The organism is Psychroserpens sp. AS72 (assembly GCF_038900375.1).
GTDB lineage: Bacteria > Bacteroidota > Bacteroidia > Flavobacteriales > Flavobacteriaceae > Psychroserpens.
Genome location: NZ_JBBMRC010000005.1, coordinates 251645 through 274765 on the forward strand (window position 1 = coordinate 251645; position 23121 = coordinate 274765).

The following is a 23121-nucleotide window of genomic DNA, read 5'->3' on the forward strand; positions in this document are numbered from 1 at the left end:
AAATTTATGGAATTAAAGCGAGTTGTAGTTACTGGTTTAGGAGCACTTACACCTATAGGCAATACCAAAGATGAATTTTGGGATGCGCTTATTAGTGGTAAAAGTGGTGCTGCACCTATAACATATTTTGATGCTGAAAAGTTCAAAACGAAGTTCGCTTGCGAATTAAAAAACTTTAATGCTACCGATTTTCTAGATAGAAAAGAGGCTCGTAAAATGGATAGATTTGCACAGTATGCTATGGTAGCTTCAGATGAAGCTATCATAGATTCTAAGCTAGATCTAGAAAAAATAAATAAATTACGAGTAGGCGTTATTTGGGGAGCAGGAATTGGAGGCTTGGAAACATTTCAAGACGAAGTATTAAACTTTGCAGCTGGAGATGGCACACCAAGATTTAATCCATTCTTTATCCCAAAAATGATTGCAGATATTGCACCAGGTAACATATCTATTAAACATGGATTTATGGGGCCTAATTACACAACAGTATCCGCATGCGCATCCTCAGCTAATGCTATGTTTGATTCATTAAATATGATTCGTTTGGGTCATTGTGATGTTATCGTAACAGGTGGTAGTGAGGCAGCAGTAACTATTGCAGGAATGGGTGGTTTTAATGCTATGCACGCACTGTCAACAAGAAATGAAAGCCCAGAAACAGCTTCTAGACCTTTTGATGCAACCAGAGATGGATTTGTGTTAGGAGAAGGAGCAGGAGCTATTATTCTTGAAGAATATGAGCACGCAAAAGCAAGAGGCGCTAAAATTTATGCTGAATTATTAGGAGGCGGTTTATCATCTGATGCACATCATATGACTGCACCTCATCCTGATGGTATTGGTGTTATTGCTGTAATGAGAAATTGTTTAGAAAATGCTGGTATTAAACCTGAAGAAGTTGATCATATCAACACGCATGGAACATCAACACCTCTTGGAGATGTTGCTGAACTTAAAGCGATTTCTGAAGTGTTTGGTGATCATGCAAAAAATATCAACATCAACTCTACTAAGTCCATGACTGGACATTTATTAGGAGCTGCAGGAGCTATAGAATCTATTGCATCAATTTTAGCAATGGAACATGGTATCGTACCTCCAACAATAAACCACAAAGTAGTTGATGAGAATATAGATCCTAAACTTAATTTAACATTAAATAAAGCACAAAAAAGAGACGTTAAAGTTGCTATGAGTAATACGTTTGGATTTGGCGGTCACAACGCTTGTGTATTATTCAAAAAACTAGATTAAATCCCGAATGAGCTTCATTCGTAACATATTAAAAAATTCCCGTTCAGTTAAAGACGGGAATTTTTTTTTATTACTCAACGATATTCTAGGTTATAAGGTTAAAAATAAATCACTTTACTTCAAGGCTTTTACCCATCGTTCTATGAATATTAAGGACAAAAAAGGTAATGCTTTAAATTATGAGCGATTAGAGTTTGTAGGTGATGCAATGCTAAGTGCCGTAATTGCTGCTTACTTATTTGAAGAAGTACCTCATGGTGACGAAGGCTATTTAACCAAAATGCGTTCTAAAGTAGTAAGTAGAGAACACCTTAATGAATTAGGTAAGGAGTTAAAACTTATAGATTTGGTAGAAAGTAAAATCCCTAAATCTAACTTCGGAAACAATATTCATGGAAACCTTTTTGAGTCTCTAGTAGGTGCTATCTATTTAGATAAAGGCTATCAATACTGCGAAAAATTCATTCATAAACGTGTGATTAAGCCTCATGTAGATATCGAAACCTTAGAAGGTCGTGTAATTAGTTATAAGAGTTTATTAATTGAGTGGTGTCAAAAAGAAAAGAAAACATTCGACTATAATGTTTATGAAGATACAGGAAACGATGAATTAAAACATTTTTCTGTAAAGCTCTCAATAGATGAAAAAGTAATTGCAAAAGCAAGAGCAACTTCTAAAAAGAAAGCAGAAGAAAAAGCGTCTAAACGTGCATTTTTTGCATTTCAGAATGAAATAAGTAAAGCGTTTTAAGCCACTTATAAATTTTGTAATCAATTCTTTACAACTACAACGTTTTCGCTGTATAGCGTCGTTAAGATTAACCAAAACTTCACGTTTTAATAGCTATATTGTACTATATTTACATTTAACTTATTTGAACTTTTTAATTTATTAACTAATTAAAAAAGCATAAACAAGTTCATAATGTGGTTGATTGATTATGGCATTACACAAATTACTTGTTGACGATTTTTATGATGCTTCGTTTTCGCTAATTGCGATTCACTGTAGGTTAGAAGATTATCGTCTAGCTTATCTTCTTAATAAGCATTTAGAACTTAATTTAAAACGTAAGGAACACGATTTAGATTATAATTATTTTGATGCTTCTTTCGCAATTTATGAATGGGAAAACGAAAAGATTGATAGTGTATGGAATCTTGTCTCTAACGTCTGTAAAAAAGAAGAAGCTGGTTTGCAAAGTTCAGGATCATTATTTGCAAATCAAGCAACTGTTACAAGAACCATAAACCTATTACCAGAATTAAAAAAAGTAGATTACCTCATTAAAGTCACCAATGAAGATCGGCACTTTAATGAGAAAATCATTTTAAATAAAATACAAACAATACCACAAGTTATAACAACATATATTGTTGATATAGACCAATTAAAATCTAAAGAACACTTAATTTTCGACTAATGTTAAGAAGAAAAAAAACAAAAATAGTAGCTACACTCGGACCAGCAACAAGTACTAAAGAAGTACTTAAAGGCATGTTAGAAGAAGGCGTAAATGTATTCAGAATCAATTTTTCTCATGCAGATTACAAAGATGTAGAAGAGCGTGTAAACATGATTAGAGGGCTTAACGATGAATTTGGTTTCAATGCTGCTATTCTTGCAGATCTTCAAGGGCCAAAATTAAGAGTTGGTGTCATGAAAGGTGAAGTGATTGTCAATAAAGGTGATGAAATTATTTTTGCTACCGGAAAACGTTTTGAAGGGACAAAAGAGCGTGTTTACATGACTTATGATAAATTTCCTCAAGATGCAAATCCAGGAGAACGTATCCTTTTAGATGATGGAAAATTAATTTTTGAAGTTGTGTCTACTGATGGTAAATCTGAAGTCTTAACTCGTGTCATTCAAGGAGGACCATTACGTTCTAAAAAAGGTGTTAATCTTCCAAATACTAATATCTCACAACCAGCATTAACAGAAAAAGATATCGAAGATGCTATTTTTGCTTGTAGTTTGAAAGTAGATTGGATGGCATTATCATTTGTTCGTCATGCAGAAGATTTAATGCAATTAGAAGATTTAATCAAAAAGCATAGTGAACATAAAATTCCTATTATAGCAAAAATTGAAAAACCAGAAGCAGTAGAAAATATCGATAAGATAGTTGCCTATTGTGATGGTTTGATGGTTGCTCGTGGAGATTTAGGAGTTGAAATTCCAGCAGAGGAAGTGCCTTTAGTTCAAAAGAAATTGGTCTTGCGTGCTAAACGTGCTAGAATTCCTGTAATAATCGCTACCCAAATGATGGAAACGATGATTACAAGTTTAACTCCAACACGTGCTGAGGTTAATGATGTTGCCAATTCTGTGATGGATGGCGCAGATGCAGTAATGTTATCTGGAGAAACATCTGTTGGTAAATATCCAATACAGGTGATCACTCAAATGGCAAATATTATTAGAAGTGTTGAAGACTCAGATTTGATCAAAGTACCACAATCACCACCACATATTAAGACAAAACGTTATATCACTAAGTCTATTTGTTATCATGCAGCGCATATGGCTAATGATATTAATGCAAAAGCGATTTCTACATTAACTAACTCAGGTTATACAGCATTTCAAATTTCGGCTTGGAGACCAAGTGCACATATTTTAGTGTTCACGTCTAATAAAAGAATCTTAACACAATTGAGTATGCTTTGGGGAGTTGAATCCTTTTACTACGATAAATTTGTTAGTACAGATGAAACCATAGAAGATGTTAATGCTATTGCTTGTAAAAAAGGCTATCTAGAAGTAGGAGATATGCTCATTAGTTTAGCAGCAATGCCTATTCAAGAAAAAGGTATGGTAAATACATTGCGTGTTACAGAGATTACTAGTTGTAGTTTCTAAAACTATTTAAGACACTGAGCGAAGTTGAATTGTCATTGTAATTTGGGCGTTACCTAAAGGTCGCGCTTTCACTACTCGCTCTCTTCGAGGAGCTCAAACAGACCGTTCAATCGCTAACGCAAAAAACAACAACCTTGCTAATTTATTTTAGTGAGGTTTTTTTGTAGAATTAAAATTTCCGAAGACACATTAATTAGAACCTCAAAAAAAATGCGTTAACCTAAAAAGGTAACGCATTAATTATTTTGAAAATTATTTTAGCAAAAATAACTTATACAGCTGCACGTAGTTTTTCTACAGCAGTGTTCTTCACTGACTTCACTTCAAATTGATTAGACGTATTATTTTGTCCTCCAGCTTTTAAAGCTTTATCTCCAGCAAAAAACGTTTTGTGGTCATCACCAAGATCGGAACCTGCCATTCTTTGATGTTTTACACAAGCAACGCCTTTTCTAATTTCTTGTCGTTGTACACCTTTTACATAAGCCAACATACCTTCTTCTCCAAAATAACCTTCGGTTAGATCATTCATGTGTAATGCTGTTGTGTGATATGTTGGAAGTGTGATTAGGTGATGAAAAATCCCAGCTTCTTTTGCACCATCTATTTGAAAAGTCTTAATTTTCTCATCTGCACGAAAGCATAATTCAGAACCATCATATTGAGAATCCATCAAATTGTTTCTATCATAAGCTGTCATGTTCTCACCTTCAGCAAGCATGTCATCGTATGCTTGATTACGGAAATTCAACGTCCAGTTAAATGATGGCGAATTGTTATACACCAATTTAGCATTAGGCACAATGTCTTTAACTCTATTTACCATATGTGCAATTTGTTTCACATTTGGTGTAGGTGTTTCAATCCATAATAAATCGGCTCCATTTTGAAGACTAGTCACACAATCTAAAACTACACGGTCTATATTGGTGCCATCTTTAAACTTATACAAACCATTTGGTAATCTTACAGGACGCACCAGTTTCCCATCCCTTTTTAGTAATACATCATCTTCTCTGGCTTCATTGATAGCAATTTCTTCAGCTTCCACAAAAGCTAAATATTGAGATGCTAAATCTCCTGGTTCTTGGCTTACTGGAAGTTTTTGAGTTAAACCTGCACCTTCTGAGTCTGTTCTTGCTACAATAATTCCGTTATCAACTCCTAATTCTAGAAATGCATATCTCACAGCATTTAATTTTGCAATAAAATCTTCGTGTGGTACTGTTACTTTTCCGTCTTGATGACCACATTGTTTCGCATCAGATACTTGATTTTCAATTTGAATAGCACAAGCTCCAGCCTGAATCATTTTTTTAGCCAATAAATAGGTAGCTTCCTCATTTCCGAAGCCAGCATCAATATCTGCTATGATAGGAACAATATGTGATTCAAAATTATCGATGTCATCCTGCACATCTTCCCCTTTTTCTAATCGTCTAAATAAATCATTTAATGCAATAGCATCTGCCTGACGTAAAAAATCATAGATTTCTGCTATAAGACTAGGTACTGCGGTTTTTTCGTGCATAGATTGATCTGGTAATGGTCCAAATTCTGAACGTAATGCAGCAACCATCCAACCAGAAAGGTATAAATATCTTTTGCTAGTAGTTTTGTGATGCTTTTTTACTGCAATCATTTTTTGCTGCGCAATAAAACCATGCCAGCAACCTAAAGATTGTGTGTAATTTGAAGGGTCTTTGTCATAAGCTGCCATGTCTTCTCTCATAACAGAAGCTGTATGTTTAGCGATATCTAATCCTGTGTTAAAACGATTTTGAGCAACCATTCTAGCTGCACTTTCTGGATTAATAGCATTCCATGAATTTCCATACTTTGCTTTAAGATTTCTTACAGTTTCTAATGCAGAACCATAATTGCTTTGTGCTAAATTTTTCATAATTTTGTGTTTACGTATTAAGGTTTTTTCTAGATTTTGATATGGTAGTCTCGCACACTATTCCAGTAGTTGCGAGACATTTTTTTTAAATGTATTGGTAAGCAGGAAGCGTTAAAAACTCTTCAAATTTTTCTTGTGTTACTAGTTTGTTAAACAATTCTATTGCTAATTTAAATTTGGTATTTACGATGTTATCTTGACCTATTTCTGTAATGATCTTTTCAACTTCATTATCAAAAATGTCATCAAATAATGTTCTGGTAAATAATCTTCCATCTTCTAGTTTGACTTCATTTTTTAACCATTGCCAAACTTGAGTTCTTGATATTTCGGCAGTTGCAGCATCTTCCATTAAATTATAAAGCGCTACTGCTCCATGACCTCTTAACCAAGCTTCAGTATATAAAATACCAACGTTTATGTTTTTTCTAATTCCTGCTTCTGTTACAGTTCCTAGAGGAATTTCAACCAAATCTTGTTCAGTAATGTGTATATCTTCACGTAAAACATGTAATTGATTTGGTGTTGGCATGTATGTATCGAACTCTTTCATGGCAACTTCAACTAAATCTGGATGTGCTACCCAAGTGCCATCGTGACCGTTTTTAACTTCACGTTCTTTGTCTTTTCGTACTTTTTCTAAAGCTGCAGCATTGGCTTCTTCATTGTTTTTAATAGGAATTTGGGCAGCCATTCCACCAATAGCAAGAATGCCTCTTTTATGGCAACGTTGTATCACTAGTTTAGAATATGCATCCATAAAAGGTGTCGTCATTGTTACTTGATCGCGATTAGGAACCACAAAGTTTGGATGATTTCTAAATTTCTTGATATATGAAAAGATATAATCCCAACGTCCACAATTTAAACCTACGATATGATCTTTAAGCTCATAAATGATTTCATCCAATTGAAAAGTAGCTGTAATCGTTTCTACCAAAACTGTTGCTTTAAATGTACCTTGTGGTACTTCTAAATAATCTTGCGCAAAAGCAAATACCTCATTCCACCAACGAGCTTCTAAGTAATGCTCTAACTTCGGAAGATAAAAATAGGGTGCAGTTTCGTTTTCTAACATGGTTTTAGTGTTGTGAAAAACGTACAAACCAAAATCTACTAAACTCCCTGAAGCTTCCTCTTTATTAATAAGAATATGCCGTTCGTTTAAATGTAAACCTCTAGGTCTCACTAATAATACTGCAGTTTTAGGATTTAATTGATACGATTTATCTTTTCTAGAATCATATAAAGAGATCGTTTTTGTATTCGCATCTATTAAGTTTTGCTGACCTTCAATTGTATTTTTCCAAGTTGGTGCATTACTGTCTTCTAAATCTGCCATAAACGTTTTAGCACCAGAGTTTAAAGCATTAATGATCATTTTTCTATCTACAGGACCAGTAATTTCAACACGTCTGTCTTGCATATCTAAAGGAATATGTCCTGCAGTCCAATTGCTTTCTCTAATATGTTTGGTTTCTCTTGGAAACTCTGGAAATTTTCCAGTATCAAAAACTTGCTGTTCTTGCTCACGTCTCTTTAACACTTCTAACCGTTTAGAATTAAACTTTTCATGAAGCGCTGTAATAAAAGCTAAGGCGTCATCCGTAAGTATTTCTGGATAATAATTTTTAACATCTTTAGCGAATTGTGTTTTAGGTAATTTTAAAAGCTTGTTTTCCATCTTATTATAATTTTACACTACAATGATAGAATAAACTTTTTTAAAATCCTAGCGAACGTTCGCTAAAAATATTTTTTCGCTGAAAAAGTATATTCGCAAAATAGCTTATATTTGCTTTTATGGAAGAAGATTATATTAAACTCATATTTGGCTTAAAACTAAAGCAGATAAGGACTGAGAAGAATTTATCCTTATTTGGTTTATCTAAACTTTCGGGTCTTTCGAAATCGTATTTAAACGAAATAGAAAAAGGAAAAAAATATCCGAAACCAGATAAAATTTCTATGCTTTCAGAGAAATTAGACATTCCTTATGATCAAATGGTGTCTTTAAAGTTGGATAAAAACTTAGCTCCAATTGGAGACATATTACAGTCTAAAATTTTAAAAGAAATTCCGTTAGAACTTTTTGGGATTAAAGAAAGTAACTTAATAGATATAGTTGCAAATGCACCTGCAAAAGTGAATGCATTTATTAGCACAATAATTGAAATTGCTCAACATTATAATTTTAGTAGAGAAAGTTTTTTCTTGGCTTCCGTTAGAACGTTTCAAGAAGCAAATAATAATTATTTTGACGATTTAGAACAGCAGGTTTTAAAGTTTTCAAAAGCATATCAAATTGATTTAACCAAACCTATAGCTTCTGATGATTTAGAAGAAATTTTAATTGAAGAATACGGTTATGTTATCATAGATGATGAGTTAAGTAAATATGAGGTATTAGAAAATTTACGTTCAGTTTTTGTGCCTAAAACTAAAACTCTATTACTTGCAGATGGTATTGATGAAGCACAACGTTCTTTCATCTATGCTAAAGAAATAGCGTGTAATTTTTTAGACATTAAGGATCGATTATATACATTTCCGTGGATAAAATTTGAGAATTTTGATCAAGTTTTAAATAACTTTTATGCATCATATTTTGCAGGCGCATTACTCATTCCTAAAGCAAATTTAATAGCTCAATTGGATGAAGTTTTTGAAAAAGACACTTTTGACGAAGCCTTGTTTATTAAAGCAATGAATGCTTTTAACGCATCACCAGAATCATTTTATCAACGTTTAACCAATATTTTACCTAAAGCCTATAATATTCAAAATTTGTTCTTTTTAAGATTTACACACAAAGCAAATAGCGGGAAATTTTATTTAAAAAAAGAACTTCATTTATCTCATCAGCATTCTCCTCGTGCTAATGAAAACAATGAACATTATTGCAGACGATGGGTTTCATTAAACGTATTAAAAGATATTAGTGTCAATAAAAATGCTCATGAGTTTGATATTCAAATCTCTAATTATGTAAATGATGATGCAACCTATTTAATATTGTCATCTGCAACTAAAGATCCATTTAGAGATCATCAATATAGAAGTATAAGTATTGGTTTATTGATCAATAAACAATTAGAACGTAAACTAAAATTTTTAGGTGATAAAACCATTAAAACAGAAGAAGTTGGTGTTACGTGTGAACGATGTTCTATAAAAGATTGTAAAGTAAGGCAAGCTCCAGCATTAGCTTTAGAAAGAGCTGATAAAAACACAAAAATTGAACATATTGTTGAGGTTCTAAATAAAAAGTTTGAATAATTTGTGATTAAAACTCAAACCGCAACTGCACACTAACAGGTTCTTCCTTTATTTCTTTTTTCTTCTTTTTAGAATCCTCAGTATTTAAATTAGATAAAGAAATTCCTAGTAAGCGTACAGAATTATTCATTTTTTCTTGAAATAATAAATCCTTAGCCGTTTCGAGAATAATGCTCTTATCACTCACAAAATAAGGCAAGGTTTTGCTTCTTGTTTGTAATGTGAAATCACTATACTTTATTTTTAATGTCACTGTTTTTCCAGAGACTTTACTTTTTTGGAGTCGCTTTGCAACTTCTTCTGCAATATGCTCTAGTTTTTCTAGCATGAAAATTTCCGAAGATAAATTCTCACTAAACGTACGTTCTGCAGCGAGTGATTTTCTAATTCGGTTGGGTTTCACTTCACTCGTGTGAATACCTCTAACAACATGGTAATAGTAACGTCCCGACTTTCCGAAGTTTTCATCTAAATACTCTAACGATTTTGATTTTAAATCCTTACCGGTAAAAATCCCTTTTTGATACATTTTTTCGGCAGTTACTTTGCCAACACCATAAAATTTTCTAATATCTAAATCCTCCAAAAATTGAAGGACTTCCTCTGGATTCACGGTCTTTTGTCCGTTGGGTTTATTATAATCACTAGCTACTTTTGCAATAAACTTGTTGATAGAAATTCCTGCAGAGGCTGTTAAACCTACCTCATTAAAAATGCGAGTTCTAATCTCTTGAGCTAATAAAGATGCGCTGGGATTTCCTTTTTTATTCTCAGTCACATCCAAATAAGCTTCGTCTAGAGACAAAGGTTCAACAAGATCTGTATAGTCAAAAAAGATGCTACGAACTTTTTTTGAAATTTCAGTATAACGTGCAAAATCGGTTTTTACGAAAATAAGATGCGGACATAATTTGATAGCCAATCGTCCAGACATAGCACTTTTTACGCCAAATTTTCGTGCCTCATAACTTGCAGCACTTATAACACCTCGAGTTCCGCCTCCACCAACAGCAATGGCTTTACCTTTTAGACTTGGATCATCCATTTCTGCTACAGAGGCATAAAATGCGTCCATATCAACATGAATAATTTTTCTAATTGGTAATTCGCTTAGCATAAAACAAATTTATAATATCTTTGATTTAATCGATGCGCAAAACATGAAACTTATATACACTCTTTTAGGATTAATAGTTTTATTATTGATTTGGTCTGCTATTGATCCTTTTGAATATTTCACGTGGTTTTTGGAGGTTTCACCTGCTGTTATTGGTGTTTTGGTACTCATACTCACGTTTAATAAATTTAGATTCACAAATTTTGTCTACGTACTCATATTTTTTCACTGCGCTATTTTAATCATTGGAGGTCATTATACATATGCTGAAGTTCCTTTGTTTGATTGGCTTCAAGAAGCCTTTAACCAAACCAGGAATAATTATGATAAGGTAGGTCATTTTGCTCAAGGTTTTGTACCAGCTATGATTACAAGAGAATTATTGATTCGTAAAAAAGTCGTGAATTCAAATAGTTGGCTCAACTTTATTGTGGTTTGTATTGCTATGGCAATTAGCGTGACTTATGAGTTTATAGAATGGGCAGTTTCACTAGGAACAGGAGAAGGTGGAAATTCTTTTTTGGGAACTCAAGGTTATATTTGGGATACACAATCTGATATGTTGTATGCTACGATTGGAGCTATTTTGGCTTTGATTATCTTCGGAAAATATCATACACATCAAATAGATAAAATAAATATTAATTAAAATAGATTCCCATTTGTATGGGAACTAAAGATGATAGAAATAGAACGTAAATTTTTAGTGACTTCGGAAGCATTTAAAACCGAATCCCATAAACACACAAGGATCATTCAAGGGTTCTTAAATACCAATCCAGAACGAACAGTTAGAGTTAGAATAAAAGGAGATAAAGGTTTTTTAACTGTTAAAGGAAAATCTACACAAGATGGCTTGTCTCGTTTTGAATGGGAAAAAGAGATCTCAAAACCAGATGCGGAAGCACTTTTAAAGTTATGCGAAAAAGGTGTTATTGATAAAATTCGATACGAAGTTAAAATGGGAGAACATGTTTTTGAAGTTGATGTGTTTCATGAAGAAAATGAAGGTCTAATTATTGCTGAAGTAGAATTAAATAACGAAGAAGAAGCTTTTGAGAAACCAGCTTGGTTAGGAAAAGAAGTCACAGGTGATAAGCGATATTACAATTCTCAATTAAGTCAACACCCTTTTAAAAACTGGTCATAAAAAAACCACTCAAATAGAGTGGTTATTATATTTTGTATCGCTTAAATTAAACTTTCTTAGCGCAACAATCTTTTTTACAATCTGCTGCACAAGCCATTTTTTCAGCTTCAGTTTTGTTTGCACATTTTGCTTTACAAGCAGCTTTTTCAGCTTCAGTCTTGTTAGCGCAACTTGCTGAGCAATCATGCTTTTCAGTAGAAAAAGACTCTACAGTTTTCATGTTTTTAACTTTATAAGTGTCTCCTGCTTTTGCAACAGCTTCTTCTAAAGTTTTTGGAGTTACCATAGCTTCATCATACTCTACCATAGCTATTTCTTTTTCAAAATCTACGGTAGCAGACTTTACGCCATCCATTTTTGCCATTTTCTTTTCAATAGTCTTTGCACAACCCATTGCGCAAGTCATACCTTCAATACCAAATTCTGCTTTTGCATACGTCGCATTAGGATCTAACTTTTTAGCAGCATTTGTATTTATTTCAGTTGTTGTTTCTACTGTTTTAATTTCTGGTTCTTTATCACTTTTACAAGCAATAACCGACACTGATATCAAAGCAATAGCTAATAAATTTTTTAATGTCTTCATAGTCTTATTTAATAATAATTTAAACAAACTTAATAAATATTGATGTTCCTTGTATTAAAATTAACGAATTTTGTGAATTAGTTAAGGGAACTTATGAATGATAACACTAAAAAATGGCTTTTTCTACTAATTTTATCAGTGATTTGGGGAAGTTCTTTCATTTTAATTAAAAAGTCCTTACTAGGTTTAACACCTTATCAATTAGGTGCATTACGTACAATTATAACAGGAATTTTTCTGTTTTCAGTTGGGTTGAAGAACTTAAAATCTATTAAAAAAAATGAATGGAAATGGGTTGTAATTTCAGGTTTTCTCGGTTCATTTATTCCTGCTTTTTTATTCGCTATTGCAGAAACCGAAATAGATAGTGCAATCACTTCAATACTTAATTCATTGGTTCCGTTAAACGCTATTTTACTAGGTTTTGCGATTTTTAAAATAGGCTTTACTAAACGTCAGTTTTTAGGAGTTGTTATTGGATTTATTGGGACAAGTATATTAATATTGAAAGGCGCAGACTTAAATCCTGACCAAAATTACTTGTATGCTGGCTTCGTTATTATTTCAACAGTCATGTATGCGCTTAATGTAAATATTATAAAAAAGCACCTTCAAAATGTAAAGCCATTGAGTATTGCTACTGGCAATTATGTTGCAATCATTATTCCTGCAATTGTGGTATTAATGTTTACAGATTTCTTTTCTTCGGAAACATTAGAGCATCCAGATTTTAAAATGTCAATACTATATGTCGTTATTTTATCTTTCTTCGGAACTGCGCTTGCCAAAGTGCTCTTTAACACTTTAGTTCAGATATCTACACCTGTTTTTGCATCGTCTGTGACATATTTGATGCCAGTTGTAGCTCTAGCTTGGGGTTTATTAGATGGCGAAACTTTTGGGCCTTTACAGATTGTTGCTAGTGTGATTATTTTACTAGGTGTATATCTAGCCAATAAAAAGAAGGCATAAAAAAATCCGAAGTAATTTTACTTCGGATTTTTAGAATTTATGTACTTAGATGATTAGTCAAAATCAGCATCTGTAACACCTTCATTTACTTTTACAGATTTTACTGCAAAATCAAAACGACGTGGTCCAGCTGTTTGTCCAATTTTAAAAGGAAATTTAATACCTCCAACATCTTTATATTCATCATAAAATACAGATTGAGAACCTAATTCTGAAGTTTCAACTTGTTTGATTTTTAAACCAGTTTCAACACTATAATATAATGTTTTACTATCACCAACAGTGATTTTATAAGCATTTTCACCATCAATATTTTCGATTTTTTCTAAAGTCACACCACCATTTAGATAGTTAACTTCAGGAAAAGGAGAAGACTCTACTGTAGCTTCTTTTAATTCTTCAGGTGTCATATCTTTACGTTGTCCTTGTTGAACAATATATCCACCTTCAGGACTAACAACAGATTTCATGAATGATTGTCCCATTGCTGATACTTCAGACATTGCTTGATTTTTAGACGTTTTCTTCATCTCTAAATTCATCATTACACCTGGTTGTAATTCAGCTTCCGCAGTCATATATACAGAGTTTACTTTATCTAGAGCAGCTTTTCCTCCAATAGCATCGATATAAGATTGCATTACTTTAGTAGCATCCATATCTGCTGGCATTTCTATATCGTAAGTAGGCTTATCTGTCGCTGTTGCATATTTATCGTAGTATTTAATAGGAATCCCTGTTTTCTCAAGGTTTTCTAATACTTCGCTACCTTTACCAATAACTACAATACGAGCGTTTTCAGTTTTAAAATATTTATTAGCAACACGATTTACATCATCTGCTGTAACTGCATTAATTTTCTGTAAGTACGTTGTATAGAAATCATCTGGAAGATCATTCAACTTAATATTTAAAGCATAACGTGCAATAGTTTGAGGACTTTCTAAAGCCAATACAAAATCTCCAACATATTTAGCTTTTGCATTTTTAAGCATGTCTTGCTCAACAGGTTCTGTTTTAATACGGTTAATTTCTTTCAACGTTTCAACCACAGCACTATCTGTTACCATATTTCTAACAGCAGCACCTGCACTAAAACGAGACGCATATTTATCGGTTCCTATTCCAGAACGTGCTCCATAAGTATACCCATGAGCTTCACGAAGATTCATGTTTAAATAACTATTAAAACCTCCACCTAAAATTTTATTAGCAATTAATACAGAGTGGTAATCGTCATCTTTCATTTCTAAATCTACATTATTAGTTAATGAGATATTAGATTGTACAGCATTAGGCATATCCACAAAGTTAATTTGTGTGTATTGTGCGTTAGGAGCTTCATCTGGCACAGTGTAATCTACACCAACAGATTTTTCCCATTTAGAAAAATGTTTTTCTATTTGCTTTTTAATGTCTTTAAACTTAACATCACCAACAACAACTAAGTAAGCATTGTTAGGATTAAAATAGGTTTCATAAAAAGCAACAGCATCTCCAAAAGTTACATTGTTTACAGTTTCTTCTGTAGTGAACTCACCATAAGGGTGTTTTTTTCCATAAGATAATGCAGAACCAACTCTTCCAGCAACAGCATCTACACTGTTTTCTTCAGTTTTTAAACCGTCAATAAGTTTTGCTTTTTCTTTTTCAAATTCTTCTTCAGTTAATAATGGATTGATTGCTGCATCTGCCATTAATTCTAAAATACGATCAGAGTATTTAGATAATGAGCTAGCAAAACCACCTCTAAAATTAAAGCTTAATCGTGCACCTAAAAAGTCTACTTCTTCATTAAATTCATCTTTAGAGATGTTTTTAGTTCCATTTCCTAACATGGCTCCAATTAAACTCTCAACACCACCTTTGTCACCAACAGTAATTGGTTTATTGTCAATAGTTAAAGAGAAAGATACTCTAGGTAATTTATGGTTTTCTACAACTAAAACAGTTAGACCATTTTTTAATGTAAATTCTTGAGGCTTCTCCAGTGAGATTTTTGGAGCTGGTCCTGGTTCTGGCATTTTAGAACGATCAAGTTGTGCAGATGCACCAACCGACATTAAAAATGCTACTATTAATACTGATATTTTTAATTTCATTTTCATTTATTTTTTAGTTGTCAGTTTTTTCTTTTGGTAAATATTCTAATTCAACACGTTGATTAGGATTCAAATATTTTTTTACAACATCTTGAATTTCTTGTCTTGTAATAGAACGATAGATTTCAATTTCAGAATTAATTAAATTGATATCATCATATAACATATAGTTTCTTACTAAAGAGTTTGCGATACCTTGAATACTTGAATTAGAATTTACAAATCTGTTTTCAAATTTATTCTGAAGTTTTTGATAGTCATTTTCTGAAATGAGCTCAGTTTGCATTTTTACGATTTCTTTATCCATTTCAGCTAGTAAATCAGCTAATTTAGTATCTCCTAACGGAAGCCCATAAATAGCATAAATACTATAGTCCATTTGATCGATATTGATTGCACCTACCTGAAGCGCCATTTTCTTGTCATCAACAATAGTCTTATATAATTTAGAAGTTTTCCCGTCACTTAAATATGCAGATACCATACTTAATACATAAGCATCACGTTCTTTAAAACCTGGAGTTCTATAAGCTGTAATGATTGCAGGAATTTGAATATTTGGATCGTAGAATTTAGCATCTATTTTTTCTGTAATAGGATCTTCTTTTGCGAAGTTTCTAGTTGGTACAGGTCTGCTTTTAATATCTGAAAAATATTTTTCAGCTAATTTCTTAGCTTCTTTTGTGTCTATATCACCAGCAATAACTAAAGCTGCATTGTTTGGTCCATACCAATCTTTAAAATATTGTTGAAATTCTTCTAAAGTAGACGCATCTAAATCTGCCATTTCACCAATATTCTTGTTTGCATATGGGTGATTTTTAAACAAATTCTCACTTACAGCGAATAAAAACTGACCGTAAGGAGAGTTATCATAACGTAAACGCTTTTCTTCTTTTACAACTTCATTTTGTGTATCAACACCAACTTGGTCAATAACAGGATGCATCATTCTTTCAGATTCCATCCAAAGTCCTAATTCTAAATTGTTTGAAGGGAAAACTTCATAATAGTAAGTTCTATCTAAAGATGTGTTCGCATTATTGCTTCCTCCATTTGAAGATACAATTGTAAACCATTCTCCACGTCCAATATTTTCAGTTCCTTCAAATAAAAGGTGCTCAAAAAAGTGAGCAAAACCTGTACGAGGAGCTGCTGCAGTTCCTCCTAAATCCTTTCCTCCTACATTATACATGACACCAACTGTTACTACAGGAGCAGTATTATCTTGGTGTAAAATAACGTGAAGTCCGTTATCTAAATCAAATTCTTCAAATTCAACCTGTTGCGCTTTGGCAGAAAAGCCAACAAGCACCAAAGAGGCTAAAATTAATAGGTAATTTTTCATTGTGAGTTTGTTTTAATTAATTGTGATTTTGTGTTAATTTTTTTCAATGTGCACTACAAGTGTTTCATTTAGTTAAAATGTTACACTATTTCTACAAAAATAGTAATTACAAAGGCTAATTTTTGATTTTGAAGTGCAAAATTTATCTTAAAACCAATACGTTATTAGAATTTTTTCACGAACTTTAGTAGAATTCCAGAACATTTAATACCAACAATTATGAACACTTCATTTAAAGTTGCATTGCGCTATGGAATATTTATAGCAATAAGTTTGGTTGCCTATTTTTTAATTTTAAAATTGTTAGGTCTTCATCAAAACCCATGGTTACGGCTTTTTAATGGTATTGCTATGTCTTTAGGTTTATTTTATGCCATAAAGTATTATAAACGTATCTCTGGAGATGAGTTCTCCTATATTAATGGAACTAAAACAGGATTACTTACGGGTTTCATAGGTACACTTTTCTTTACACTATTTATGGCTATTTACATGTTTCATCTCGATACAGCATTTACAGAAGAATTGCTTGGTGCTTGGTTTGAAAATTATGACTCTGGAGCAGGTATTTTGGTGTTCATTATTTTTATTGAAGGCATAGCTTCAACTGTTGTGTTGTCATTGGCTTTTATGCAAATTTTCAAAAAAAGCCATAATATTCCTCAAAACACATAAATCGTTTGTAGATTAATTAATTAGAATGTATATTTGCACCCGCTTTCTGAAGAGAAAGCACACATTTTTAATAAAATAATTAATAAAAACGTTACGCTATGTACGCAATTGTAGAGATAGCAGGGCATCAATTTAAAGTTGAAAAAGACCAAAAAGTTTTTGTTAACCGTTTAGCAACAGAAGAAGGTAAGAAAGTAGATTTCGATAACGTTCTTTTAATTGGTGATGGTGACAATATTACTTTAGGCGCCCCAGCTATAGATGGAGCACAAGTAAGTGCAAAAGTCTTAAAGCACCTTAAAGGTGACAAAGTAATAGTCTTCAAAAAGAAAAGAAGAAAAGGTTACCGTGTGAAAAATGGACACAGACAATCTTTATCTGAAATCGTAATTGAAAGCATTACAACTTCTGGAGCAAAGAAAGCTGCTCCAAAGAAAGAAGCTAAAAAAGCTGAACCTAAAGTAGAAGCAAAAGCTGCTGCTCCAAAAACTGAAGCTAAGACAGCTGCTCCTAAAAAAGCTACTGGAAAAGCTGACGACTTGAAAAAAGTTGAAGGTATTGGACCAAAGATTGCATCAACATTAGTTGAAGCAGGAATTGCAACATTTGCTGATTTAGCAAAAACAGATTCAGCAAAAATTTCAGAAATCATCGCAGATGTTCGTGGAAATCACGTAACAGATACATGGCCAGCACAAGCTCAAATGGCTGCTGATGGTAAGTGGGATGAGTTAAAGAAATGGCAAGACGAATTAGATGGTGGTAAAGCATAATTGCTAAATCACTTAAGTATAACAATATAAAACCTTAAGACAATGGCTCATAAAAAAGGAGTAGGTAGTTCTAAAAATGGTAGAGAATCAGAATCAAAACGCTTAGGTGTTAAGATTTTTGGTGGACAAGCTGCATTAGCTGGTAACATTATCATTAGACAAAGAGGTAATACACATCATCCTGGTGATAATGTGTATGGCGGAAAAGACCACACTTTACATGCTAAAGTAGATGGTTTAGTAAAATTCACAAAGAAAAAAGATGGTAAGTCTTTTGTTTCTATTGAGCCTTTTGAAGCTTAATCGAATTTTATCACACAATATTAAAAACCCATTCTAAATTAGAATGGGTTTTTTGTTTTTTGTCATTCAGAGCGTAGCGAAAAATCTCATTTTTTTATTTTTCATAGATTCTTGTCTCCACGACAATATTCATGATACTTAAAGTGATACTTTATAAGCCTTAATCCACAATCTCCATTTTCTTTAATAGAAAGCTCGCATTCATATTTTGGCAAATCCCTTTTTTGAATTTATAATCAAAGTAGAGTTCGTCGTTAACGATTTCGGCATCAAAATAATAGTTTTTTACTTCGTTGAGTTCTTCGGAAATTTCACAAAGACTCAAATCATGCGTTGCAATAATACCTGTAGCTTTTCCTGCTACTAATTTCTCCACAAATTTTCTTGAACCAATAGCTTTATCTGTGCTATTTGTACCTTTTAGAATTTCATCTAGAATTATAAAATAAGGCTCTTTTACAATAGCATCAACGATGAATTTTAATCGCGTTAATTCACTAAAGAAATAACTGCTATCGTCTGTTAAAGAATCACTAGTACGCATACTGGTAATCAATTTTACGGGAGAATATCTGCTTGATGTTGCAGCTATAGGTAAACCAACATTTGCCATAACTATATGTAATGACACTGTACGTAAAAATGTACTTTTCCCAGCCATATTTGCACCTGTGACAATAAAGAATTCTTGATTGTTAATTAAGACATCACTGTTTACTCGTTTTGTTTTATCTAACAATGGATGCCCTAAATTTTTTGCGTCAATAACAGTATTTTCATCGGAAATTATAGGAAACGTTTGCTCTTGATGATTAAATGCATAATTGCCTAAACTATTATATGCGTCAAAAAACGACACGACTTCAAACCACTCTTCTACTTTATTGGCATTGGCAGCAATCCACTGCTCAACTTTGTACGCATTTCTTATGTCAAGTAATAAATATCCATTCCCTAAAATAGCTCCAAAGAGATTATTTCTATTATCTAGTGCGTCTAGAGATTTAGAGAATTCTGAAAAAATAGCTGAAGCTTTCTTATTTTCAGATTGTATTTTTTGTTGTTTTTCTTGAAGTAGTTTAGAGGCAAATGTTTCGTTTTCTATTTGTAGTAATAAAGATGCATATTGTCTAAAAGTGTCTTTAGTTTTATCTGCATTTAAAGCTAGCGTATTTATCTTTTTAAGATATAATCCTGTTATACCTAAACCTGCGAATATCCAATAACCAAAAAACCCAATTCCTATAACTTTAAAAATAGCTAATGCTAATAATAAAACAGAAATAAAAGCAAAAAGCCACGTTGCCCAAAGCATTTGTTTTGGGATGAAGGTGTTGTGTGTTTTTAACCATTCTATAATTGTAGGAGCAGGTGTTTCAGTTTTTATGAGACTTGCTGTTGCTACATAGAGTTGTGTCCATTCCGTTTTTTGTGATAACTCTTTAACAGCTTCTTGTCTATCTGTAATATTAGAAACGTTATTAGCTTTTAAGGTATTTGCAAGTTGAGATTCGCCTTCATTAGAGCTTGTTCTGTTGATATATTGAAAGAATGATCCTTTTCCGAAGAGATCAATATCCAAACTATAAAAATGTAACGGATCTTGAAATTGCTCACCTGTAGGTCTATGATGAAAATTTCCAGATGCGATTTTTAATTCTTCTTCATTAATATGAACCAATGATTTATGAAGTTCTCGTTTTGCTTTTTTGTTAGTGTATTTTGTTAAAAGCAAAATAAAAATTACTAATCCAATTATTCCAATTACAGCTGCTAATTGCCAATTTGGTAATACTAGATATATGGCAAATCCTGCAATTAGAAATATTGATAATCGCAACATACTATAGAGTACTAGTTGCTTTTGAAGTGCACTAACTTCAGTTTTATGGGTTTCTAATTGAGTGTTATAAAATGATAATGAATTATCCATAAATTAATTTAAGGTATAAAGAAACGAAAAAACCCAAGTCGTTACAACTTGGGCTTAAACATATTTATATTTTTAGGTTTGTCTTAACCTTTAAGCGATGCTTTTAAGTACTCACGATTCATACGAGCAATGTTCTCTAAAGAGATTCCTTTAGGACATTCTACTTCACAAGCTCCAGTATTGGTACAATTACCAAAACCTTCTTCGTCCATTTGTTTAACCATGTTTAAAACACGATCTGTAGCTTCTATTTGTCCTTGAGGCAACAATGCGAATTGCGATACTTTCGCTCCAACAAATAACATTGCTGAAGAGTTTTTGCAAGATGCTACACAAGCACCACAGCCAATACAAGTTGCTGCTGAGAAAGCCTCATCTGCATCGTGTTTGTTAATTGGAATTGTGTTTGCATCAATAGTATTTCCTGATGTGTTTACAGAAATAAATCCTCCAGCATGTTGAATGCGATCAAAAGAAGTTCTATCTACAATTAAATCTTTAATTACAGGAAATGCAGTTGCTCTAAAGGGCTCGATAGTAATTGTGTCTCCATCTTTAAACATACGCATGTGCAATTGACAAGTAGTTATGCCTCTATCTGGTCCATGTGCTTCTCCATTAATATATAAAGAACACATTCCGCAGATTCCTTCACGACAATCATGGTCGAAAGCTACAGGTTCTTCATCTTTATTAATGAGTTGTTCATTAAGTACATCTAACATTTCAAGGAAAGACATATCTGGCGAAATATCGCTGACTTTATAATCAACCATACCTCCTTTATCACTTGCGTTTTTTTGACGCCAAATCTTAAGTGTTAAATTCATATTCATAGCTTTCCTTATTTGTATGATCTTTGTTTTAATTCTATATCCTTGAACTCTAACTGTTCTTTATGCAAAACAGCATCACTAGGTTCTCCTTTATACTCCCAAGCAGAAACGTATGCAAAGTTTTCATCATCACGTTTAGCTTCTCCTTTTTGTTCGCCATCTAACTCTACTGCATCTTCTCTAAAGTGTCCACCACAAGATTCTTCTCTGTTAAGAGCATCTTTAGCGAATAATTCTCCTAATTCTAAGAAATCTGCAACACGACCAGCTTTTGCTAACTCTTCGTTATATTCTTCGTTAGTTCCAGGAACTTTAACATCTTTCCAGAATTGGTTTCTAAGTTCTTTTATTTCAGAAATAGCTTCTGTTAACCCTTTAACATTTCTAGACATTCCTACTTTGTTCCACATGATTTTTCCTAATTTCTTATGGAAATAATCTACAGAATGAGAACCATTGTTATTTATGAGGTGATCGATATTTTTTCGGACTTCAGCTTCAACTTCAGCAAATTCTTTAGTATCCGTAGAAATTGGTCCTGTACGAATATCATCAGATAGATAATCACCAATTGTGTATGGTAATACAAAATAACCATCTGCTAAACCTTGCATTAGTGCAGAAGCTCCAAGTCTGTTTGCTCCATGATCTGAGAAATTAGCTTCTCCAATACAGTATAATCCAGGAACTGTTGTCATTAAGTTATAATCAACCCAAACACCACCCATTGTATAGTGAACTGCTGGATAAATCATCATTGGAGTGTTGTATGGATCTTGATCTACGATCTTCTCATACATTTGGAATAAGTTTCCGTATTTATTTTTTATGACTTCTTGTCCTAATTTTTTAACAAGAGCTGCATCATTTTCATCTAATCCTTTTACGTGAGCAGTTTCTTTACCATAACGTTCAATTGCCGAAGCAAAATCTAAGAATACAGCTTCTCCTGTTGCATTAACACCAAAACCAGCATCACAACGTTCTTTAGCTGCACGAGAGGCAACATCACGAGGGACTAAGTTTCCGAATGCAGGATAACGACGTTCTAAGTAGTAATCTCTATCCTCTTCAGCTAATTCTTTTGGTTTTAATGTTCCAGCTTTAATAGCCTCAACATCTTTCATGTGTTTTGGTACCCAAATTCGTCCATCATTTCTTAAAGACTCAGACATCAATGTTAATTTAGACTGATGATCTCCAGAAACTGGAATACAAGTTGGATGAATTTGTGTGTAACAAGGATTTGCAAAGTAAGCACCACGTTTGTGAGCTTTCCAGGCTGCTGTTACATTAGATCCCATCGCATTTGTTGATAAGAAGAATACGTTACCATAACCACCAGTTCCAAGAACTACAGCGTGCGCTGAATGTCTTTCAATTTCTCCAGTAATTAAGTTACGTGTTATAATTCCACGAGCTTTTCCATCAACCTTAACAATGTCTAACATTTCGTGACGATTGTACATTTTGATTTTTCCACGACCAATTTGACGGTTCATGGCAGAATATGCTCCTAATAATAATTGTTGTCCTGTTTGTCCAGCAGCATAAAATGTTCTAGACACTAGAACTCCACCAAACGAACGGTTGTCTAATAATCCACCATATTCTCTTGCAAAAGGAACACCTTGAGCAACGCATTGATCAATTATATTTGCTGAAACTTCTGCTAAACGATAAACGTTAGCTTCACGAGATCGGTAATCACCACCTTTTACAGTATCGTAAAATAATCTATAGGTTGAATCACCATCTCCTTGATAATTTTTTGCTGCGTTAATTCCTCCTTGTGCTGCAATAGAGTGTGCACGTCTTGGAGAATCTTGAAAGCAAAATGCTTTTACGTTATATCCAAGTTCTGCTAGAGTAGCAGCAGCAGATCCACCTGCTAAACCAGTACCAACAATAATAACATCTATGTTACGCTTGTTTGCAGGATTTACTAAGTCGATATGATTTTTATAATCTGTCCATTTATCTTTAATTGGACCTTTTGGTATTTTTGAATCTAAAGCCAT

The 23121-nt window shown here is 33.0% G+C and carries 20 protein-coding genes; 11 read left to right on the forward strand and 9 right to left on the reverse strand.

The annotated features are described in order from the left end of the window. Positions 1-6: 6 nt before the first annotated feature. The 4 genes from fabF (at position 7) to pyk (ending at position 4123) form a co-directional block, all read left to right on the forward strand. The gene (gene fabF, locus WNY78_RS11745) at positions 7-1257 is read left to right on the forward strand and encodes a beta-ketoacyl-ACP synthase II (RefSeq protein WP_342873394.1); all 1251 of its coding nucleotides are present in this window, start codon (positions 7-9) and stop codon (positions 1255-1257) included. Between the two features lie 7 nt (positions 1258-1264). After that, complete coding sequence (rnc, locus tag WNY78_RS11750) at positions 1265-2008, forward strand: ribonuclease III (RefSeq protein ID WP_342873395.1); 744 nt, start codon at positions 1265-1267, stop codon at positions 2006-2008. 190 nt (positions 2009-2198) lie between these two features. Further along, entirely contained in the window at positions 2199-2681 is a 483-nt protein-coding gene (locus WNY78_RS11755) for an IPExxxVDY family protein (RefSeq protein ID WP_342873396.1), read from the forward strand. Continuing rightward, the gene (gene pyk, locus WNY78_RS11760) at positions 2681-4123 is read left to right on the forward strand and encodes a pyruvate kinase (RefSeq protein WP_342873397.1); all 1443 of its coding nucleotides are present in this window, start codon (positions 2681-2683) and stop codon (positions 4121-4123) included. Before WNY78_RS11755 ends, pyk begins: the two co-directional genes overlap by 1 nt. Positions 4124-4394: 271 nt before the next feature. On the opposite strand, the gene WNY78_RS11765 is transcribed toward pyk, so the two are convergent. Both WNY78_RS11765 and aceB read right to left on the reverse strand, forming a co-directional pair. Then, positions 4395-6026 carry an isocitrate lyase gene (locus WNY78_RS11765; RefSeq protein WP_342873398.1) on the reverse strand — a complete coding sequence of 544 codons (1632 nt, stop codon included), beginning with the start codon at positions 6024-6026 and terminating at the stop codon, positions 4395-4397. 85 nt (positions 6027-6111) lie between these two features. After that, positions 6112-7710, reverse strand: a complete 1599-nt coding sequence (aceB, locus tag WNY78_RS11770; protein ID WP_342873399.1) for a malate synthase A — start codon at positions 7708-7710, stop codon at positions 6112-6114. A 119-nt stretch (positions 7711-7829) separates the two neighbouring features. Between aceB and WNY78_RS11775 the strand changes: the two genes are divergently transcribed. Then, complete coding sequence (locus WNY78_RS11775) at positions 7830-9305, forward strand: helix-turn-helix domain-containing protein (protein ID WP_342873400.1); 1476 nt, start codon at positions 7830-7832, stop codon at positions 9303-9305. Between the two features lie 7 nt (positions 9306-9312). Here the strand turns inward: WNY78_RS11775 and dinB are convergent, their stop codons facing one another. Then, complete coding sequence (gene dinB, locus WNY78_RS11780) at positions 9313-10422, reverse strand: DNA polymerase IV (RefSeq protein ID WP_342873401.1); 1110 nt, start codon at positions 10420-10422, stop codon at positions 9313-9315. 43 nt (positions 10423-10465) lie between these two features. Between dinB and WNY78_RS11785 the strand changes: the two genes are divergently transcribed. Together WNY78_RS11785 and WNY78_RS11790 are read left to right on the forward strand one after the other, a co-directional pair. Continuing rightward, the gene (locus WNY78_RS11785; protein WP_342873402.1) at positions 10466-11071 is read left to right on the forward strand and encodes a DUF2238 domain-containing protein; all 606 of its coding nucleotides are present in this window, start codon (positions 10466-10468) and stop codon (positions 11069-11071) included. Between the two features lie 30 nt (positions 11072-11101). Further along, positions 11102-11572 carry a CYTH domain-containing protein gene (locus WNY78_RS11790; RefSeq protein WP_342873403.1) on the forward strand — a complete coding sequence of 157 codons (471 nt, stop codon included), beginning with the start codon at positions 11102-11104 and terminating at the stop codon, positions 11570-11572. A 46-nt stretch (positions 11573-11618) separates the two neighbouring features. On the opposite strand, the gene WNY78_RS11795 is transcribed toward WNY78_RS11790, so the two are convergent. Continuing rightward, positions 11619-12158, reverse strand: a complete 540-nt coding sequence (locus WNY78_RS11795; protein ID WP_342873404.1) for a heavy metal-associated domain-containing protein — start codon at positions 12156-12158, stop codon at positions 11619-11621. Between the two features lie 93 nt (positions 12159-12251). Between WNY78_RS11795 and WNY78_RS11800 the strand changes: the two genes are divergently transcribed. Continuing rightward, entirely contained in the window at positions 12252-13130 is an 879-nt protein-coding gene (locus WNY78_RS11800) for an EamA family transporter (RefSeq protein ID WP_342873405.1), read from the forward strand. 53 nt (positions 13131-13183) lie between these two features. Here WNY78_RS11800 and WNY78_RS11805 read toward each other — a convergent pair whose 3' ends face one another. Together WNY78_RS11805 and WNY78_RS11810 are read right to left on the reverse strand one after the other, a co-directional pair. Continuing rightward, positions 13184-15232 carry a pitrilysin family protein gene (locus WNY78_RS11805; RefSeq protein WP_342873406.1) on the reverse strand — a complete coding sequence of 683 codons (2049 nt, stop codon included), beginning with the start codon at positions 15230-15232 and terminating at the stop codon, positions 13184-13186. A gap of 13 nt (positions 15233-15245) precedes the next feature. Beyond that, positions 15246-16580: a pitrilysin family protein gene (locus tag WNY78_RS11810; RefSeq protein ID WP_342873407.1), complete on the reverse strand. Its 1335-nt coding sequence runs from the start codon at positions 16578-16580 to the stop codon at positions 15246-15248. Positions 16581-16799: 219 nt separating this feature from the next. Here WNY78_RS11810 and WNY78_RS11815 point away from each other — a divergent pair, with 219 nt between their 5' ends. The 3 genes from WNY78_RS11815 to rpmA all read left to right on the forward strand — a co-directional run bounded on the left by WNY78_RS11815 (position 16800) and on the right by rpmA (position 18331). Further along, positions 16800-17255 carry a DUF4199 family protein gene (locus tag WNY78_RS11815; RefSeq protein ID WP_342873408.1) on the forward strand — a complete coding sequence of 152 codons (456 nt, stop codon included), beginning with the start codon at positions 16800-16802 and terminating at the stop codon, positions 17253-17255. Between the two features lie 98 nt (positions 17256-17353). Further along, the gene (gene rplU, locus WNY78_RS11820) at positions 17354-18028 is read left to right on the forward strand and encodes a 50S ribosomal protein L21 (RefSeq protein WP_342873409.1); all 675 of its coding nucleotides are present in this window, start codon (positions 17354-17356) and stop codon (positions 18026-18028) included. Between the two features lie 42 nt (positions 18029-18070). Then, positions 18071-18331, forward strand: a complete 261-nt coding sequence (gene rpmA, locus WNY78_RS11825; protein WP_342873410.1) for a 50S ribosomal protein L27 — start codon at positions 18071-18073, stop codon at positions 18329-18331. A 160-nt stretch (positions 18332-18491) separates the two neighbouring features. Here rpmA and WNY78_RS11830 read toward each other — a convergent pair whose 3' ends face one another. The 3 genes from WNY78_RS11830 to WNY78_RS11840 form a co-directional block, all read right to left on the reverse strand. Then, on the reverse strand, positions 18492-20264 hold the full coding sequence (locus WNY78_RS11830) for a DNA mismatch repair protein MutS (protein ID WP_342873411.1): 1773 nt from the start codon (positions 20262-20264) through the stop codon (positions 18492-18494). Between the two features lie 83 nt (positions 20265-20347). Then, on the reverse strand, positions 20348-21094 hold the full coding sequence (locus WNY78_RS11835) for a succinate dehydrogenase/fumarate reductase iron-sulfur subunit (RefSeq protein ID WP_342873412.1): 747 nt from the start codon (positions 21092-21094) through the stop codon (positions 20348-20350). A 14-nt stretch (positions 21095-21108) separates the two neighbouring features. Further along, positions 21109-23121 (reverse strand): fumarate reductase/succinate dehydrogenase flavoprotein subunit, encoded by a 2013-nt coding sequence (locus WNY78_RS11840; protein ID WP_342873413.1) that lies wholly within the window; start codon positions 23119-23121, stop codon positions 21109-21111.

Bases quoted from the DNA above. Each gene is read 5' to 3' on its own strand.
- WNY78_RS11785 (WP_342873402.1), top strand. From the start codon at position 10,466: ATGAAACTTATATACACTCTTTTAGGATTAATAGTTTTATTATTGATT.
- dinB (WP_342873401.1), bottom strand. From the start codon at position 10,422: ATGCTAAGCGAATTACCAATTAGAAAAATTATTCATGTTGATATGGAC.
- WNY78_RS11800 (WP_342873405.1), top strand. From the start codon at position 12,252: ATGAATGATAACACTAAAAAATGGCTTTTTCTACTAATTTTATCAGTG.
- WNY78_RS11840 (WP_342873413.1), bottom strand. From the start codon at position 23,121: ATGGCTTTAGATTCAAAAATACCAAAAGGTCCAATTAAAGATAAATGG.
- WNY78_RS11775 (WP_342873400.1), top strand. From the start codon at position 7,830: ATGGAAGAAGATTATATTAAACTCATATTTGGCTTAAAACTAAAGCAG.
- WNY78_RS11815 (WP_342873408.1), top strand. From the start codon at position 16,800: ATGAACACTTCATTTAAAGTTGCATTGCGCTATGGAATATTTATAGCA.
- WNY78_RS11755 (WP_342873396.1), top strand. From the start codon at position 2,199: ATGGCATTACACAAATTACTTGTTGACGATTTTTATGATGCTTCGTTT.
- aceB (WP_342873399.1), bottom strand. From the start codon at position 7,710: ATGGAAAACAAGCTTTTAAAATTACCTAAAACACAATTCGCTAAAGAT.
- rpmA (WP_342873410.1), top strand. From the start codon at position 18,071: ATGGCTCATAAAAAAGGAGTAGGTAGTTCTAAAAATGGTAGAGAATCA.
- WNY78_RS11830 (WP_342873411.1), bottom strand. From the start codon at position 20,264: ATGGATAATTCATTATCATTTTATAACACTCAATTAGAAACCCATAAA.
- WNY78_RS11835 (WP_342873412.1), bottom strand. From the start codon at position 21,094: ATGAATTTAACACTTAAGATTTGGCGTCAAAAAAACGCAAGTGATAAA.
- WNY78_RS11805 (WP_342873406.1), bottom strand. From the start codon at position 15,232: ATGAAATTAAAAATATCAGTATTAATAGTAGCATTTTTAATGTCGGTT.
- WNY78_RS11765 (WP_342873398.1), bottom strand. From the start codon at position 6,026: ATGAAAAATTTAGCACAAAGCAATTATGGTTCTGCATTAGAAACTGTA.
- WNY78_RS11810 (WP_342873407.1), bottom strand. From the start codon at position 16,580: ATGAAAAATTACCTATTAATTTTAGCCTCTTTGGTGCTTGTTGGCTTT.
- fabF (WP_342873394.1), top strand. From the start codon at position 7: ATGGAATTAAAGCGAGTTGTAGTTACTGGTTTAGGAGCACTTACACCT.
- pyk (WP_342873397.1), top strand. From the start codon at position 2,681: ATGTTAAGAAGAAAAAAAACAAAAATAGTAGCTACACTCGGACCAGCA.
- rnc (WP_342873395.1), top strand. From the start codon at position 1,265: ATGAGCTTCATTCGTAACATATTAAAAAATTCCCGTTCAGTTAAAGAC.
- WNY78_RS11790 (WP_342873403.1), top strand. From the start codon at position 11,102: ATGATAGAAATAGAACGTAAATTTTTAGTGACTTCGGAAGCATTTAAA.
- rplU (WP_342873409.1), top strand. From the start codon at position 17,354: ATGTACGCAATTGTAGAGATAGCAGGGCATCAATTTAAAGTTGAAAAA.
- WNY78_RS11795 (WP_342873404.1), bottom strand. From the start codon at position 12,158: ATGAAGACATTAAAAAATTTATTAGCTATTGCTTTGATATCAGTGTCG.